The following is a 17033-nucleotide window of genomic DNA, read 5'->3' on the forward strand; positions in this document are numbered from 1 at the left end:
ATTCGAGCTATAATCAATAAGACTGACAAACAAAATGCAAAAAACCGTTTTAATTGCTGCTCAAGTGCTTTCACAGCTTGAGGGATTCTGCTAGATTCCGCAGCAGAAACTGACTTATCAAGGTATCAGACCATGAATTCACCAAAAAAACCGGCAAGTAAAACCGCCAGCAAAACCAAGAAAAAGTACCGTAAAACAAAAGAAGAGCTTAATGCAGAAGGGCGTGAGCGCAAACGCCAGAAAAAGCATCGTGGTAATAAATCAGGGGCGCGTTATCAAGAAAAATCAACGAATAGCAAGTCTGGAAATCAAAATCAGGCCCTAGACCCACGTGTGGGTAGCAAAAAACCGATTCCGTTGGTTGTTGATGATAATGCGGTGGTAACACGCCCAGCGCCCGCTAAAGAGCCGGCAGTAAAAGTTAAATTATCACCAGAGCAAGAGCTTGAAATGCTTGAGCAGGACGATCGTTTAGATAGCTTGTTGGCGCGTTTAGAAGATGGTGAAACGGTGACAGCGGAAGAGCAGGCGTATATTGATACTTGTTTAGACCGCATTGATGAGCTGATGTCTATTTTAGGTATTGAACTGACCGACGACGATGAAGAAGAAGACGAAGATAAACTGGATGACATTATGCGTATCCTGAAAAGTAAATAATCGTTTTTCTATCTCCTCCGGTGCACTGCTGGAGGAGGTTTTGGTTAAAATTCATTCAAGTCATGCGACTTTTGGTGCTGCATCAACTCTCTCTTGCCAATCACAAGTTATAATTTCTTTTATGTTATTATGTCGTGTATATAAGTTCGCCAATAAAAAAGCATAAGATACAGCCTGTAAGTAGGTATTCGGCGCAATTGAGGAATGTTAATGTCAGAGCAAAATATCGTTTGGGATCTCTCTCTCATCCAAAAATATAATTATTCAGGGCCACGCTATACGTCATACCCGACAGCTTTGGAATTTAACCAAGAGTATGATGAGAGTGCGTTTGTGGCTGCAACTCAACGCTACCCTGAAAACCCATTATCGCTCTATGTTCACATCCCTTTTTGCCATAAGCTTTGTTATTTTTGTGGCTGCAATAAACTGGTGACACGGCAAAAGCATAAAGCAGATGAATACTTGCAGGTCATCGAAAAAGAGATTATTCAACGTGCAGCCTTATTAAAAGGGCGAACCGTTACACAGATGCATTGGGGCGGCGGCACACCTACTTATCTCGATAAGGCTCAAGTTAGCCATTTGGTCACTTTGCTCAAAACACACTTCCATTTCTCTGATGACGTTGAAATGTCGATAGAGGTAGACCCCCGTGAAATTGAACTGGATATGATAGATCATTTGCGCAGCGAAGGGTTCAACCGCCTGAGTATGGGGGTGCAAGATTTTAATAAAGATGTTCAGGTTTTAGTTAACCGCGAACAAGATGAAGATTTTATTTTTGCGCTCATTAATCGAGCAAAAGAAACGGGGTTTACATCAACCAGTATTGACCTGATTTACGGTCTACCAAAGCAAACCCCAGAAAGCTTTGCTTTTACCTTGAAAAAAGTGATTGAACTGTCACCGGATCGTTTGAGCGTGTTTAACTATGCTCATTTGCCTAACTTGTTTGCGGCACAGCGTAAAATTAAAGATGAAGACTTGCCAAGTGCTGAGCAAAAACTGGATATTTTGCAAGAAACCATCGCGACCTTAACCTCAGAAGGCTATCAGTTTATTGGTATGGATCACTTTGCCAAACCACAAGATGAGTTAGCCGTTGCACAGCGTGAAGGGATTTTACATCGCAACTTCCAAGGCTACACCACTCAAGGGGATTGTGATTTATTAGGATTGGGCGTATCGGCGATCAGTATGTTGGGTGATAGTTATGCGCAGAACCAAAAAGATTTAAAAACCTATTATGCGCAAGTAGAAGAGCAAGGGCATGCTTTGTGGCGTGGGTTAGTGTTAACCAATGATGACTGCTTACGCCGAGATGTGATAAAGACACTGATTTGTAATTTCCAACTTCATTATGCGCAAATTGAGGCGCTTTATCCTATCGAGTTTAAACGCTATTTTGCAGAGGATTTAGCGCTGTTAAAACCGATGGAAGAAGATGGCTTAGTCGAAATAACAGAAACCGCGATTAAGGTGACTCCTCAAGGGCGCTTGCTGATCCGTAATATCTGTATGTGCTTTGATGTCTATTTGCGTAATCAAATGCGTCAACGCCAATTTTCTCGTGTTATTTAAATACATGGCTCCATATTACAATGGAGCCGTTTGAGTATTTAGCGTTCGATTTTCTCTAGTAACTGGTAAGTCGCTGTAATGCGCTGAGGAATAGGTATCCATTTATTGGATAGCATAACAATGGCAATCTTCTCTTCTGGAATAAATATCGCGTATGTCGCAAAGCCATTGCTAGAGCCAGTCTTGTTATAATAAGCGCGTACTTCTGGCGCCATGGCTGGCTTAATCAATTCCACTTTTTGTGGTTTGAGAGCCATATCATCACGGTTGCCTTGCAGTAATTGTGAAAGCGACACCGGCCATGGATAGCTTTCCCACATCATATCCTGCACAAACGAATCGGTTAGGTAAACGCCTGTATGGGTGTTTTCAATCGCTTCTTGCCAAGTTTTCGCCACTTTAATGGATTGCATATTGATTTCTAAATAACGGATCAAATCTTTGGCATTGGACTTTAGGCCATAAGCCTCTGGACCAAGGATTGCTAGGTTTAAGCGAACAGGCTGATTTTGCTTATTGTAGCCTTGTGCGTAATATTTCTCTTGGCTTTTGGGAACATGGATATAAGTATGTTTTAAGCCAAGTGAAGGCAGCATCAATTTTTCCATAGCCTGAGAAAAAGGCATATTAAGTTGCTTTGCCGTCACGATACCAAGTAACCCAACCCCTAAATTTGAATAAGAACGATATTGTCCAACCTCATTGTCAGGAAGCCATTTTTGATAATACGCCATTAATTGATCGTTGGTTTTGATATCGCTAGGTACAAATAGCGATAACCCTGATGTATGGGTGGCTAAATTCATCACGCTAACATTATCAAAAGCACTGCCTTTTAATTCAGGTAGGTAATGACTGACACTTTGGCTAAAATCGAGTTTTCCTTGAATTTGCGCATAAGTTGCCAGTGTTGCGGTAAAGGTTTTTGATAAGGAGCCAATTTCATACAGCGTCCTATCAGAAACAGGAATTTGGGTCTGTTTTGACTGAACACCGTAATGGTAAATAGCTTGTTTGCCATTCACTGAGATGGCAACAGACATACCCGGGATCTGTTCTTGTTTCATCAGGGGCTTGATAATGTCATCGACCTCTTGCTGTGTAAGGGCAAAGGCGGAAATCGATGTCATTGCTAAACTTAAGGCGATAAAAAGCCGCCTCTGACGAAAAATATTTTTCATAGAGTTATCCATTAAAGTAAAAGTTTTAGTTATTGATAATTAAAATTCAGGTATTCTAATTTCCACATGCCTTAGATGCTGAGGCATTGATTAATACCGTATTGTCCGATGATGAGCAAAGAGTATGCCTATTTTAAATTCTGATTTGAAACGATATAAAATTCGATGAGGTAAAAGAAAAACTTATGTCAGGGAATTATCGTCATCGTCTCCCTTTGAATGCGTTGAGAGCATTTGAAGCTTCAGCGCGGCACCTAAGCTTTACAAGAGCAGGGCTGGAGTTGAATGTGACCCAAGCCGCTGTGAGTCAGCAGGTACGTTTGCTGGAAGAGCAGCTTGGACTTGAGCTATTTATTCGCTTACCTCGGGGGCTGGCTCTGACCGATGAAGGGTTGGCTTTACTTCCTGTACTCAGCCGCTCATTTGACCAAATAGAGTCATTGTTACAACAATTTGAAGATGGGCATTACCATGAAGTCTTGAGTGTCTCCGTTGTCGGTACGTTTGCCGTAGGTTGGTTATTACCACGCTTACCCGCTTTTGCTGCATTGTATCCTTATATCGATTTGCGCATCATGACGCACAATAACGTGGTTAATTTAGCAGCTGAGGGGGTTGATTTTGCGATCCGTTTTGGGGAAGGATTGTGGCCATTAGCAGAAAATACGGCGCTGTTTTCAGCGGCTCATACCGTACTGTGCTCTGAAAAAGTGGCCAATAAGTTAACTCATCCATTAGATTTAAAAGATCACAGTTTGATGCGCTCTTATCGTAAAGACGAATGGGAAAAATGGCAGATAGCAGCAGAGCTTGAGCCATGGCGAGTGAAAGGGCCAATTTTCGACTCTTCGCGCTTAATGGTTGAAGCTGCGCTGTTAACGGATGGCGTGGCGCTGGCTCCAAGTTGTATGTTCGAGCACGAATTGAGCGCCGGTACATTGGTTCAACCGTTTGATATTAGCGTCACTTTAGGGGGATATTGGCTGAGTCGATTGAAATCACGACCGACAACCCCTGCAATGGCTATCTTTCGTCATTGGCTACTTGCAGAGGTGCAGAAATAAGCCTGTGGTGATTTACTCGATACCCAACTCTTTTAATTTGCGGGTGAGAGTATTTCGCCCCCAACCTAATAAACGAGCCGCTTCTTGTTTGTGCCCATTCGTATATTTGAGGGCGCAATTTAGCATGGTATGCTCCATTAGAGGAACGGTTTGAGCTAATAAGTTTTCTTTACCTTCAGCTAATGCACTGTGTGTCCACTGCTCGAGCAGTTCAAACCATGATGGATGATGACTTGTGACAGACTGACGTGCTGCTGGCTCCTCGCTAGCATCGTCCGGTTGTGGGCTATCCAACAGGTCCTCTGGTAAATCTTGCGGTAGAATTTCTTGGCTAGCCGCCATAACCGTTAACCAGCGACAAACGTTCTCCAATTGCCTCACGTTACCGGACCAATGATAGCGTTGCAGAATATGTTCACTATCTGGATGTAGCACCTTACTATCGACACCTAGCTCTTTGGCAGTATTTTGTAAAAAATAATGGGCAAGACGTGGGATATCTTCTGTTCTTTCACGTAATGGTGGGAGCTGTACACGGATGACATTTAAGCGATGAAATAAATCCTCACGGAATAGCCCCTCTTTAACACGTTTTTCTAGATTTTGGTGTGTTGCTGCGATAATACGCACATCGACTTTTACCGGAGTATAACCGCCGATACGATAAAATTGCCCTTCCGCAAGAACTCTCAATAGTCGTGTTTGTATATCTAGAGGCATATCGCCAATTTCATCAAGAAATAGTGAGCCGCCATTAGCTTGCTCGAAACGGCCTTGCCTAACCTGTGTGGCGCCAGTAAAGGCCCCTTTTTCATGACCAAATAGCTCTGACTCAATGAGATCTTTAGGAATAGCCGCCATGTTGAGAGCAATAAAAGGGCCGTTGGCACGGGGGCTATGCTGATGCAGTGCATGTGCAACTAATTCTTTACCTGTACCGGACTCACCATTAATCAGCACACTAATGGATGAGCGAGAGAGGCGACCTATGATCCGATAAACCTCTTGCATAGCAGGAGCTTCACCTATCATGGTGGAAGAGACACTCTCCGTTTTCTGTTTAGAATCACGTTCGAGGTGGTTTTGTTCTCGGCTATGGCTCAAGGCGCGTTCGACTAAAGCGACGGTTTCATCAATATCAAAAGGCTTAGGTAGGTAATCAAAAGCCCCCGATTGATAAGCATTTACCGCTGCATCAAGATCAGAGTGTGCCGTCATAATAATAATGGGAAGCGATGGGTGCGACTGCTTTAGCCGATTAAGTAAGGCTAAACCATCAATACCCGGCATACGAATATCTGATAACAAAACATCAGGGCAATCATGCTCTAAAGCGGCAAGAACAGCATCGGCACTGTCAAAGCAGGTGCAATGAAAAGAGGCACTATTTAAGGCGCGCTCAAGCACCCAACGAATAGAACTGTCATCATCAACAACCCAGATTTTTCCCTGCTGCATTGTTATCCCCTATTTTTTAATTGGTAGATAAATAGAAAATTCGGTATGACCGGGCCAACTGGTAAATTCAATTTTCCCAGCGTGCTGATCCACTAAACTGTGAACGATAGATAAGCCTAATCCTGTTCCGCCCTCGCGACCACTTACCATAGGATAAAACAACGTATCTTGGATAGCGGGTGGAATACCTGGGCCATTATCTTCAACATCAATACGAGCGGCTAAGCGATAACGCTCCCCTTGTAACATGACCTGAAATGCTGTGCGAGTGCGTAGCGTTATTGTGCCACCCGTATCGGAAAGTGCTTGTAACGCATTACGGATAATATTGAGTAGAACCTGTTCAATTTGATCGGGATAGTACTCAAGATCAGGCAAACTAGGGTCATAATCGCGTATTAACGTGATATTTTCGGGTTTCTCTAATGACACAAGGCGCACGATATTTTCAGCGCTGTGGTGAATACTCTGTTGTGTTTTTGGCCCAGGGTATTGGGGGCCAAGTAATCTATCGACTAATGCCCTTAATCGGTCGGCTTGTTCAATAATAACTTGCGTATATTCATTCAGTTTTGGGTCAGGTAATGCCCTTGAAAGCAACTGTGCAGCGCCTCTTAAGCCGCCTAATGGGTTTTTTATTTCATGAGCCAAACCCCGGATCAGCTCTCTTGCTGCCAATTGCTGAGCATTTTGTACCTGCTCTTGGCTGAGCCTGCGTTGGCTATCTAATTGAGACAGTTCCAACAAAATAAACTGAGCAGAGAAAGGCTGTGCACTTAACGACATGACATGGGAATGATTATTAAAAACGAGCGTAACTTCGTTATCGGTGAAGCTATGGCCCTCTTTTAAGCTATTTAACATTAGCTCATCATTTAAGGAGCAATAATTGCAAAGTACAGGTAATGGGGTGCCATATATTTTACGTTGGCTTTGGGCAAGTATTTGTAAAGCCGCATGATTGGCATAATGGATCACAAGGTCATAATCAACGATTAAGACGCTGTTTAACAGTGAATCAAGAATATGTTCCGGTGCTGGCAAATGTTCGGCTTTCATGTAATTCTGCTCCTGCACTATTTTGGTGCATTATACTTGATTTACCCAACAAAGCTGCAATTTGAATAACGGTGCCGTAAATAAAATGATACCACTGAAAGTAGGAGAAAAGGCCCCATCAGAGATGGGGCAAATGTTTCACGGCAACAAAGACTAGCAGTGGAACGGCGTGTTACACACTGTAGTACATTTCAAATTCTAATGGATGCGGGGTCATGCGAACGCGTTGAATATCGCTACGGAGTAGTTCGATATAGGCATCAATTGCATCGTTGGTGAATACACCACCGCGAATTAAGAATTCACGATCTTTATCGAGCTCAGCCAAGGCTTCTTCTAGTGAACCAGCCACTGTTGGGATCTCTTTTGCTTCTTCTGGTGGCAGGTCGTATAGGTTTTTATCCATGGCGTCGCCCGGATGGATTTTATTGATAATGCCATCAAGACCCGCCATTAATTGCGCAGCAAACGCTAAGTATGGGTTGGCTGCTGGGTCAGGGAAACGCACTTCAATACGACGCGCTTTGGTGCTTGCAACCACAGGGATACGAATAGATGCAGAGCGGTTACGTGCAGAATAAGCCAACATAACTGGTGCTTCAAAGCCCGGAACCAGACGTTTATACGAGTTGGTTGTTGGGTTAGTGAAGGCATTCAGTGCGCGTGCGTGCTTGATAATGCCGCCAATGTAGTAAAGCGCCATTTCTGACAAACCACCGTATTTATCGCCTGCAAATAGGTTAATACCATCTTTTGACAGTGACATATGGCAGTGCATACCTGAACCGTTATCACCGACTAATGGCTTAGGCATAAAGGTCGCCGTCTTACCGTAAGCATGGGCAACATTGTGCACGACATATTTATAAATCTGTGTTTCGTCTGCTTTTTTGGTCATTGTATTAAAGCGGCATGCCACTTCGTTTTGACCTGCGGTAGCCACTTCATGGTGATGAGCTTCAACGACTAAGCCCATTTCTTCCATGGTGGTACACATCGCAGAACGGAGGTCTTGTGAAGAATCGACGGGGGGAACTGGGAAGTAACCGCCTTTTACACCCGGACGGTGGCCTTTGTTACCGCCTTCATATTTTGTACCAGTATTCCAAGCCGCTTCAATATCATCAATGTGATAGTAGCTGCTGTGCATGCTGTTACCAAAACGAATATCATCAAAGATGAAGAATTCAGGCTCTGGCCCAAACAGCACGGTGTCAGCAATACCGCTGGCACGTAAAAAATCTTCTGCACGTTGAGAAATAGAGCGCGGGTCACGGTCGTAACCTTGCATTGTGCCTGGTTCAAGAATATCGCAACGAATGATCAAAGTTGGGTCGGCAAAAAATGGGTCGAGCATTGCAGTGGATGGATCTGGCATTAGCACCATGTCAGACTCGTTAATGCCTTTCCAGCCACCAATTGATGAACCATCAAACATTTTACCTTCTTCAAAGAAGTCTTCGTTGACTTGATGAGCAGGGATGGTGATGTGTTGCTCTTTACCTTTGGTATCAGTAAAACGCATGTCAATAAATTTTACTTTGTGCTCTTCTATCAGCGATAAAACGTGTTCTGCGGACATCGTCGGCTCTCCTGGTCAGGTCGGGTCTGCAAAATAACCACATACAGTTGCGTTACTTTTTGCAATTATTTCTGGCTTTTCAGCATCAGTTAATCAAGGTGTAACTTCTCACATAAAAGTATAAGCGAAAAACGTGCCAACTTTTTAAAATAGCCTAAATATGGAGTGTTACGCCGTTATGACAAATTAGTAGGAGAGTACATGTGAATTATTGCACCAATATGGTGCATTTTCTATGTGGAGTGCACTATATTGGTGCTTTAGTAATAAAAAGCGAGGATTAGCGGCTACACAAAGGTTTTGCCGTGCCAAAGTAAAGTCATTATTAATGGCTAGTAGAGAGGGGGAGCTTTGACCGTTAGCCCTGTGCTTGACGTCAAAACACAAGGCCATTTAGATAAAATAAATGATTAACCAACCCGCTTTTTATTCATCAATGTTATCAGTTAATAAAATGTTGACTTGCTCAATTTGCTGTACGGCATCATTGATGATTTGCGCAATTTGACGAGTTTGTTGTTCACTTAATTGTTTTAAAACCATTTTATGGCGCAAGAGCGCTTTAAAACGGCTGACAGCCATTTCGATTTCTTCAGATAAATTACCGCCGTGCTGCATATCACGCGCTTTGGCTAATTTACGGAAAATAATGGTTTCTGTCTCTTGATTCGCTTTTAAATGTGCTGCACCTTCTGCCGTGATTTTGAAACTTTTACGGTTACGTTCAACCACTTCTGACTCAAGGAAACCTTGTTCTTCGAGTAGTGTTAGCGTTGGATAAATAACACCTGGGCTTGGTACATAAAGGCCATTTGAGGCTTCTTGGATATCTTTGATAATTTCATAGCCATAGCTAGGTTTTTTAGCCACTAATGAAAGTACCATAATGTGCAAATCACCATGATCAAATAAACGGCGTAATCCACGACCTCTATGGCGACCACCACCCTGCCCACGTGCCTCACCGCGACCATGGCAACCTTCGCCGTGGCAACATTGGTGTCCATGACCGTCTTCATGGCGTGAATGATAAACATGACGGCAACAATGAATTCGCATATAATTCTCCTTGATTAGATATATCGAATTTACGAGATCAAATATAATTAGATATATCTAATTGGTCAATTTAGATATATCTAAATTACAGAAAAAAGCGTGAAAGAGGGAGTTAGTAGAAGAATTTCTATTTTTTATTCTTTTTTACGGCTGTTAAAATTTAAAATATAGCGTATTATTCTGTTACTTTGTGATTTCTCAGTATTGATACCAGTTATTTTTTGAGATATTCCGTAGTTGTTACGCAACTAAATGTTTTTTAGTTAAAAACTTTTTATACAGTGATGAAATTCACATTTATTCCACTTGCGCGGAAAAACGTGTAAAATAACAGCAAATTAACGTAGAAAGTATGCTTCCTATTTTGCAGTTTTATAGTTAGGCTCTATAAAGCATATTCCTTTCCTGTCAATTAAACGGTAAAAATCCTTGTCAATTCAAAACTTAAGAAATATCGCCATCATCGCTCACGTTGACCATGGCAAGACAACACTGGTTGGTAAATTATTGCAGCAATCAGGCACGTTCGGTGAACGTGAAACTGTGGATGAGCGTGTTATGGACTCCAATGACTTGGAGAAAGAGCGTGGTATTACTATCCTTGCCAAAAATACCGCTATCAAATGGAATGACTATCGCATCAACATCGTAGATACCCCAGGTCACGCCGACTTTGGTGGAGAAGTTGAGCGTGTTATGTCAATGGTTGACAGCGTTCTGCTGGTGGTTGATGCCACTGATGGCCCTATGCCACAAACACGCTTCGTTACCCAAAAAGCGTTCGATAATGGCTTAAAACCGATTGTTGTTATCAATAAGGTTGACCGCTCTGGTGCACGCCCTGATTGGGTTATTGACCAAGTATTCGATTTATTCGTTAACTTAGGCGCAACGGATGAACAGCTTGATTTCCCTATCGTTTACGCGTCAGCAATAAACGGTATCGCGGGTCTTGACCATACAGATATGGCAGAAGACATGACCCCGCTTTATGAAGCAATTGTCAAATATGTTGAGCCACCAAAAGTTGATCTGGAAGGGCCTTTCCAGATGCAAGTTTCACAACTAGATTACAACAGCTACTTAGGTGTTATCGGTATTGGTCGTATCAAACGTGGTACTGTTAAGCCAAACCAACAAGTGACAGTTATCGATAGCGAAGGCAAAACACGTAACGGTAAAATCGGTAAAGTTCTGACTCACTTAGGTTTAGAACGTATTGATTCTCAACATGCAGAAGCAGGTGATATCGTTGCTCTGACGGGTTTAGGTGAACTAAACATTTCAGACACTATCTGTAATGTGGGTAATGTTGAAGCGTTACCAGCATTGGCGGTCGACGAACCAACCGTGAGCATGTTCTTCTGTGTTAACACCTCACCATTCTGTGGTCGTGAAGGTAAATATGTGACTTCGCGTCAGATCCTTGACCGTTTGAACAAAGAGCTAGTGCACAACGTGGCATTGCGTGTTGAAGAAACTCAAGATCCAGATGCATTCCGAGTTTCCGGTCGTGGTGAATTGCACTTGTCAGTTCTGATCGAAAACATGCGTCGTGAAGGCTTTGAGTTAGGTGTTTCTCGTCCAAAAGTTATCTTCCGTGAAGTGGATGGCCGTAAACAAGAGCCATTTGAGCAAGTGACTTTAGACGTTGAAGAGCAGCACCAAGGTGATGTCATGAAAGCGTTGGGTGAGCGTAAAGGTGACCTACGTGACATGATGCCAGATGGTAAAGGCCGTGTACGTCTTGATTATGTTATCCCTAGCCGTGGTTTGATCGGTTTCCGTACTGAATTTATGACGATGACGTCAGGTACGGGTTTGCTGTACTCAACATTCAGCCACTACGATGATGTTCGCCCAGGCGAAATTGGTGGTCGTCAAAATGGCGTATTGATCTCGAATGGTCAAGGTAAAGCAGTTGCTTACGCCCTGTACAGCCTACAAGACCGCGGTAAGCTATTCTTAGGTCATGGTGCAGAAGTGTATGAAGGCCAAATCATTGGTATTCACTCACGTTCAAATGACCTGACTGTGAACTGCTTAACAGGTAAAAAACTGACTAACATGCGTGCGTCTGGTACGGATGAAGCGACAACCTTGTCACCACCAATTAAAATGACTTTGGAACAAGCACTAGAGTTTATTGATGATGACGAATTAGTTGAAGTGACTCCACAGTCTATCCGTCTGCGTAAACGTCACTTAACTGAAAACGATCGTCGCCGTGCGAACCGTTCAAAAGAAGACTAATTTTTAGTTATTCTTCTTGCTGAAGGCGCTCATTGGGCGCTTTCAGATTGCTAACAAAGTCCTAGCCTAAAAGGTTAGGACTTTGCTGTTATGGGGCTAGTATAAATAGTGAGCTAGCCGACATATTCAAAGCCTCTCATTCCCATCATATTAATTCCAAACTATCGCACGAGATAAACACATTTCGGAAGGATATTTACGTTCGTAAAATCAATCAGTTCTGAGTGATATCTATTATCACACTGCAGCTTGAGTAGATATAACGAATAATCAGTCATCGCGCGTGGAGAAGGAAAGCACTTCCCAAAATCACCTTAATTTTGTTAGTCGCAATAAACGAACAGTAACGAAATTATTAGCGACACACATGTGTGACGACCTGAGCGGAATAAGTACAAACTACCGTGCATACAGCGCTGTATGTACGGTAGGGTAAGAGGATGGCGGGAAGCTATCCCACCTTCTATTGATACAGTAAATTTTAAAGGTAATGGGTGACTTATTAAGGTGTCAGTTGAGGATAAACCCCTGGCCCTATTGGTAAACCGGCATAGTACCAACCGACGAGCAGCAATATCCATACTGCAAAGAAAACCAGTGGGTAAGGCAGAATTAAGGTGTAATAAGTACCAAGTTGGGCATTTTTGTAATATCGCTGTAGAAACCCTAAAAATAGAGGTAAGAATGGTGACATCGGTGCAAGTGGGAGTACCGCGGAGTCAGCGATACGAAAGACTATCTGTGCAAAAGCAGGGTGGAAGCCTAACAGCACAAACATTGGCACAAATATTGGCGCTAAAATAGACCAAATTGCGGAGCCACTGGCAATAAACATACATAAGAATGCAGATAAAAACATCAAACCAATAAAGGCAGGTACGCCTGTCATTCCTAAATTTTCGAGTAAATCAGTCAAGCCAATCGCCATAAATTTCCCCATGTTGCTCCAGTTGAAAAACGCAACGAACTGAGACAGAGGGAAAACCATGACAATAAAGCCCGCCATGCTTTTCATGGGGTCAACTAATAGGTCAGGAATATCATTTGGTTTTTTAATTTGCTTGGTCGAAATACCATAAGTAATTGAGACGACAAAGAAGAAAATAATGATGACAGGCACAATACCTTTAATAAATGGTGAAGGGATCACCGAGCCTGTCTGTGGGTCACGAAGTGGTGCACCTTCAGGTACAACCATTAATGCGACGAGTCCAATAAATATTAATGCCGAGAGCCCGCTCATTAATAACCCACGATTTTGTAATGGGGTTAATTTTTCTAAGCGGTCATGAGAAGTGCCTTCCCACTTTGGTAATCGTGGCTCAATAAATTTATCCGTTAAGATGGCACCTGCAATCGTTAAGACGATGACGGATGTAGCCATAAAATACCAGTTATCAATGACACTAACATGTAAGTTAGGGTCGATGATCATGGCGGCTTCCGTACTGATCCCAGAGAGTAAAACATCCGTTGTAACAATCAGGAGGTTAGCGGTAAAGCCGGAGCCTACGCCAGCAATAGCCGCGAGTAGACCCGCGACGGGGTGACGACCAACCGCAATAAAAATTAATGCACCTAAAGGGGGCATAACCACCAAAGCGGCATCTGATGAAATATGGCTGAAAAAGGCGATAAATAACACCATATAGCTGGCGTAACGTTTATTAATCCCTGATGCCATCTTGTACATTAAGGCTTGTAATAAACCCACTTTTTCAGCGAGTCCTGCCCCGATGACGAGCGCTAAGATGGCGCCTAATGGAGCAAAGCTACTGAAGTTTTTGACAATATTAGGCAAAATCCACTGTATGCCTTCGACACTCAATAGGTTCTTTACGGAAACGAGTTCGCCGTTAGCTGGGTTCTTTACCGATAAATCAAACCAAGAAAGGATAGCCGTAGCGACCATTAAGATCGCCAGAAGATAGACAAAAAGAATGAAAGGGTTTGGTATTTTATTCCCAACACGCTCTATCCAACGAAAAATAGCACCTGGGCTCTTATTCATTGATGTTGTGGTTTGGCTCATGATGTTTTTCCTATGTATTTGCAATTATTGTTATTTTTATGGTCTTGATGGCGGGATTTGTGATTGTTATTGACCCGCCAATACAAAATTACTGCAATTTAGACGGCTTAACGTCAGGGGGAATTGGGCAGTGGTAAGGTTGTTGAGCACGTTGACGTTGGAACTCACTTTTTGCTTGAGCGAGTAAGTTAGGTGTTGTGAGTAGATCAACGGCGGTAGCTGCCATAATTTTCCCTGCTAATAGCATGCCTTTATGGGCGATAGATGTTCTTCCTTGCGCAACCAATTGCCATGTATGCAGAGGTGTGCCGAATGCAAAGCAAGGGCTAAAGCATTGTGCCGTTGGTGTGACCCAGCTGACATCCCCCACATCCGTTGAGCCATACATCAGTTCTTTTGATTCAACATAGGGTAAAACTTCATCCGTCAGAGCCTTGTTACCTTGGCGCTCACCCCATTTTATCGCTTGTTCACCACCACTACGCGCGGCATTCAGTTTTGCGTTGTGCAAATCATCTTTGGTTAAGGTGGCATGGATCTCTTCTGCAAATTGGCGCTCTTGCTCGCTGTATTCAGGAATACCGTAATGGGTAATATGCTGATACATCGCTTTTTCAATAGTGCGATTAGGAACATAATTTGAGCATGCTTTATCGAGTCGGATCTCTAATTGTGTACCAGTCATTAAAGCTGCGCCTTTAGCGATATCAATAACTCGTTGATAAATATCTTGAGCTTGGTCTAGCTGTGGTGCACGAACCAGATACAAAACTTCGGCATCTGCTTGAACGACGTTAGGGGAAGCGCCTCCCGTATTCGTGACTGCATAGTGGATGCGCGCTTCTTGAATAATATGTTCACGTAAAAATTGAACACCAACATTCATTAGGCTAACCGCGTCAAGTGCGCTACGGCCTAAATGTGGGGAGTTTGCCGCGTGTGCTGCAATGCCTTTGAAGCGAAATGCAGTTTGAATATTGGCGAGGGATTGAACATTGAAAACACCACTAAATGATTCAGGGTGCCATGTTACCGCCGCATCTACATCATCAAATAAGCCTTCTCTTACCATAAAAGTCTTACCTGAGCCGCCTTCTTCACCCGGACAGCCATAGAAACGTACTGTACCTAGTAGTTGGTTTTCCTCTATCCAAGCTTTTACGGCAAAGGCGGCAGCTAATGCGGCAGTTCCCAATAAATTATGCCCACAACCGTGACCATTACCGTTTTCAATAACGGGGCTAGGATGGCTACAAGCGGAGTGCTGACTTAAACCAGCAAGCGCATCGAATTCACCCAGCAGCGCTATCACAGGGGCGCCGGAGCCAAAGCTGGCAATAAATGCGGTATCAATATCGCCCACCCCTCTTTCTACAGTAAAGCCCTCTTGCTCCAGTGCATCAGCGAGTAGCCCAGCCGAGAAGGTCTCTTCAAAACGGGTTTCTGGATGATCCCAAATCGCATCGCTTAATTGGGTGAAACGTGCGCGATTCTGTTCAATATAATGATTGATGAATGATGTGAATGCGTTACTCATTAGGGTGATCTCCAAATTCAGGTAGCGAAAGCGCAATAGTGGCTAAGGTTTTGACGGCAACAGGCATAACATCTTCATCAAAATCAAAACGTTCATTGTGATGCCCTGCGCTAAGCTCAGTACCGAAAATCATATAGGTTGCTTGCCCACCAAGTGCTTTGGTGCGCTCCATAAAGTAGGTTGCATCTTCTGAACCTGCTGCTTGAGGTTTATCTTTAATAACGGAAGTCAGCTCAGGAATATTGTTCTGTGCTAGACGCATAATGAAATCGACCCATTGCGGGCTAGGATGACTACTTTGTGCAGTGCCCATTAATTTGATGTTGAACTCAACATCTTGCATTTTGGCGGCACCTTCAATGATATTGAGGGCTTTTTGATACATAAACTCATTAATATCATTCGTTTCGCCGCGCGTCTCAACTTTCATTAATGCGTGATCAGCAATGACATTACGTCCAATTCCTGCATTGAGTACACCAACATTGATACGAGAACTACCTTCACTATGCCGAGGAATACCATATAGACCCAGTGTGGCCTGAGCGGCGGCAACTAATGCGTTTTTGCCATCTTCTGGTCTTGCTCCTGAATGTGCGGCTTTCCCTTGAAAAGTGACATCAAATTTAGTGGTCGCAAGAAAACTTTTACTGCCACACACTAATTCCCCTTTAGGCACTCCAGTGCCGATATGTATGGCGACAAAGAAATCGACATCATCCACAACACCAGCGGTTGCCATTGATTTTGCTCCACGGGTTCCTTCTTCGGCAGGCTGGAAAATAATTTTGATACGACCAGTCAGTTGTGATTGAAATTGCTTCAAGATATGTGCCAAACCGAGGCCAATGGCGGTATGACCGTCGTGACCACAGGCGTGCATCATATGGGCATTACAAGAAGAGAAGCCTTCTGCGTGTGGACGGTGCTGTTCAGTGAGATCTTCATTCAGATCTAACGCATCCATATCAACACGAAACGCCAGTGTAGGCCCCGGTTTACCCGTATCTAACGTCGCAACGATCCCCGTAAATCCTCCTGAAAAATAGGGAAGCCATTTGGTTAGCGCGCCTTGCTCAATGGCTCGTTTTTCTTGCTCTGCCAATTGCTGTGGTGAGGGAAGCCCCATACGATCTTCAGCGTTGATGACCTCCTTTCCTAGTTGTAATTGGTAGCCAAGGCGGTCCAGCTCATCAGCAACTAATGTTGCAGTTCGAAATTCAAACCAACCGGATTCGGCATATTGATGAAAATCACGCCGCCAAATTTGTAATTGATGTGTGATGGATCCAATAGCGTTATTTAAAGAAATCTCCATAATTGTTATCTCTTTTAGTTATCACGATAAAGTGGGAGTGGCTCGGTATAAATACCCAGAACGATTCAATTTAAATAAAATTAAATTTTATTTAATATTTTTAAACTAATTTAATATGCTGCATTTGATTGTTTTAATAATTAAAAAATAGTTAATAAGTAGTTATGTTAATTATTTGTTATTATCAAAAGTTGACTGTACACAATCAAAATAGGGTAAAAAAGATACGATTATCTTTGTCTATAT

The 17033-nt window shown here is 43.1% G+C and carries 12 protein-coding genes; 4 read left to right on the plus strand and 8 right to left on the minus strand.

Annotation, left to right across the window (positions count from 1 at the left end):
• The first annotated feature begins 132 nt into the window (after window positions 1-132).
• Window positions 133-660, plus strand: a complete 528-nt coding sequence (gene yihI / locus PR699_RS13010; protein ID WP_004923620.1) for a Der GTPase-activating protein YihI — start codon at window positions 133-135, stop codon at window positions 658-660.
• 210 nt (window positions 661-870) lie between these two features.
• A complete protein-coding gene (gene hemN / locus PR699_RS13015; protein ID WP_014657006.1) occupies window positions 871-2244 on the plus strand; it encodes an oxygen-independent coproporphyrinogen III oxidase in 1374 nt (457 codons plus the stop codon).
• Window positions 2245-2282: 38 nt separating this feature from the next.
• On the opposite strand, the gene ampC is transcribed toward hemN, so the two are convergent.
• Entirely contained in the window at window positions 2283-3374 is a 1092-nt protein-coding gene (ampC, locus tag PR699_RS13020; protein ID WP_101495262.1) for a class C beta-lactamase, read from the minus strand.
• Window positions 3375-3610: 236 nt separating this feature from the next.
• Here ampC and PR699_RS13025 point away from each other — a divergent pair, with 236 nt between their 5' ends.
• Complete coding sequence (locus PR699_RS13025) at window positions 3611-4489, plus strand: LysR family transcriptional regulator (RefSeq protein WP_014657004.1); 879 nt, start codon at window positions 3611-3613, stop codon at window positions 4487-4489.
• 12 nt (window positions 4490-4501) lie between these two features.
• Here PR699_RS13025 and glnG read toward each other — a convergent pair whose 3' ends face one another.
• The 4 genes from glnG to PR699_RS13045 form a co-directional block, all read right to left on the minus strand.
• Window positions 4502-5947, minus strand: coding sequence for a nitrogen regulation protein NR(I) (gene glnG / locus PR699_RS13030; protein ID WP_004923638.1), 1446 nt, complete (start codon window positions 5945-5947; stop codon window positions 4502-4504).
• A 9-nt stretch (window positions 5948-5956) separates the two neighbouring features.
• Window positions 5957-7006 (minus strand): nitrogen regulation protein NR(II), encoded by a 1050-nt coding sequence (gene glnL, locus PR699_RS13035; protein ID WP_004923641.1) that lies wholly within the window; start codon window positions 7004-7006, stop codon window positions 5957-5959.
• 172 nt (window positions 7007-7178) lie between these two features.
• Window positions 7179-8588 carry a glutamate--ammonia ligase gene (gene glnA / locus PR699_RS13040; RefSeq protein WP_004923644.1) on the minus strand — a complete coding sequence of 470 codons (1410 nt, stop codon included), beginning with the start codon at window positions 8586-8588 and terminating at the stop codon, window positions 7179-7181.
• Window positions 8589-9014: 426 nt separating this feature from the next.
• The gene (locus PR699_RS13045; protein WP_014657003.1) at window positions 9015-9647 is read right to left on the minus strand and encodes a PadR family transcriptional regulator; all 633 of its coding nucleotides are present in this window, start codon (window positions 9645-9647) and stop codon (window positions 9015-9017) included.
• A gap of 429 nt (window positions 9648-10076) precedes the next feature.
• Here PR699_RS13045 and typA point away from each other — a divergent pair, with 429 nt between their 5' ends.
• On the plus strand, window positions 10077-11900 hold the full coding sequence (gene typA, locus PR699_RS13050) for a ribosome-dependent GTPase TypA (protein ID WP_004923655.1): 1824 nt from the start codon (window positions 10077-10079) through the stop codon (window positions 11898-11900).
• A gap of 502 nt (window positions 11901-12402) precedes the next feature.
• Here the strand turns inward: typA and abgT are convergent.
• The 3 genes from abgT to PR699_RS13065 all read right to left on the minus strand — a co-directional run bounded on the left by abgT (window position 12403) and on the right by PR699_RS13065 (window position 16787).
• A complete protein-coding gene (gene abgT / locus PR699_RS13055; RefSeq protein WP_014657002.1) occupies window positions 12403-13932 on the minus strand; it encodes a p-aminobenzoyl-glutamate transporter in 1530 nt (509 codons plus the stop codon).
• An 88-nt stretch (window positions 13933-14020) separates the two neighbouring features.
• The gene (locus PR699_RS13060) at window positions 14021-15469 is read right to left on the minus strand and encodes a M20 family metallopeptidase (protein ID WP_014657001.1); all 1449 of its coding nucleotides are present in this window, start codon (window positions 15467-15469) and stop codon (window positions 14021-14023) included.
• The gene (locus PR699_RS13065) at window positions 15462-16787 is read right to left on the minus strand and encodes a M20 family metallo-hydrolase (RefSeq protein ID WP_014657000.1); all 1326 of its coding nucleotides are present in this window, start codon (window positions 16785-16787) and stop codon (window positions 15462-15464) included. Before PR699_RS13065 ends, PR699_RS13060 begins: the two co-directional genes overlap by 8 nt.
• Window positions 16788-17033: the final 246 nt, after the last annotated feature.

It is taken from the genome of Providencia sp. PROV268, assembly GCF_028477805.1.
Classification (GTDB): Bacteria; Pseudomonadota; Gammaproteobacteria; order Enterobacterales; family Enterobacteriaceae; genus Providencia; species Providencia stuartii.

Excerpts from the sequence above, each read along its gene's own strand:
- PR699_RS13060 (WP_014657001.1), bottom strand. The coding sequence starts at position 15,469 with ATGAGTAACGCATTCACATCATTCATCAATCATTATATTGAACAGAAT.
- PR699_RS13065 (WP_014657000.1), bottom strand. The coding sequence starts at position 16,787 with ATGGAGATTTCTTTAAATAACGCTATTGGATCCATCACACATCAATTA.
- yihI (WP_004923620.1), top strand. The coding sequence starts at position 133 with ATGAATTCACCAAAAAAACCGGCAAGTAAAACCGCCAGCAAAACCAAG.
- glnA (WP_004923644.1), bottom strand. The coding sequence starts at position 8,588 with ATGTCCGCAGAACACGTTTTATCGCTGATAGAAGAGCACAAAGTAAAA.
- glnG (WP_004923638.1), bottom strand. The coding sequence starts at position 5,947 with ATGCAGCAGGGAAAAATCTGGGTTGTTGATGATGACAGTTCTATTCGT.
- ampC (WP_101495262.1), bottom strand. The coding sequence starts at position 3,374 with ATGACATCGATTTCCGCCTTTGCCCTTACACAGCAAGAGGTCGATGAC.
- PR699_RS13045 (WP_014657003.1), bottom strand. The coding sequence starts at position 9,647 with ATGCGAATTCATTGTTGCCGTCATGTTTATCATTCACGCCATGAAGAC.
- hemN (WP_014657006.1), top strand. The coding sequence starts at position 871 with ATGTCAGAGCAAAATATCGTTTGGGATCTCTCTCTCATCCAAAAATAT.
- abgT (WP_014657002.1), bottom strand. The coding sequence starts at position 13,932 with ATGAGCCAAACCACAACATCAATGAATAAGAGCCCAGGTGCTATTTTT.
- glnL (WP_004923641.1), bottom strand. The coding sequence starts at position 7,006 with ATGAAAGCCGAACATTTGCCAGCACCGGAACATATTCTTGATTCACTG.
- PR699_RS13025 (WP_014657004.1), top strand. The coding sequence starts at position 3,611 with ATGTCAGGGAATTATCGTCATCGTCTCCCTTTGAATGCGTTGAGAGCA.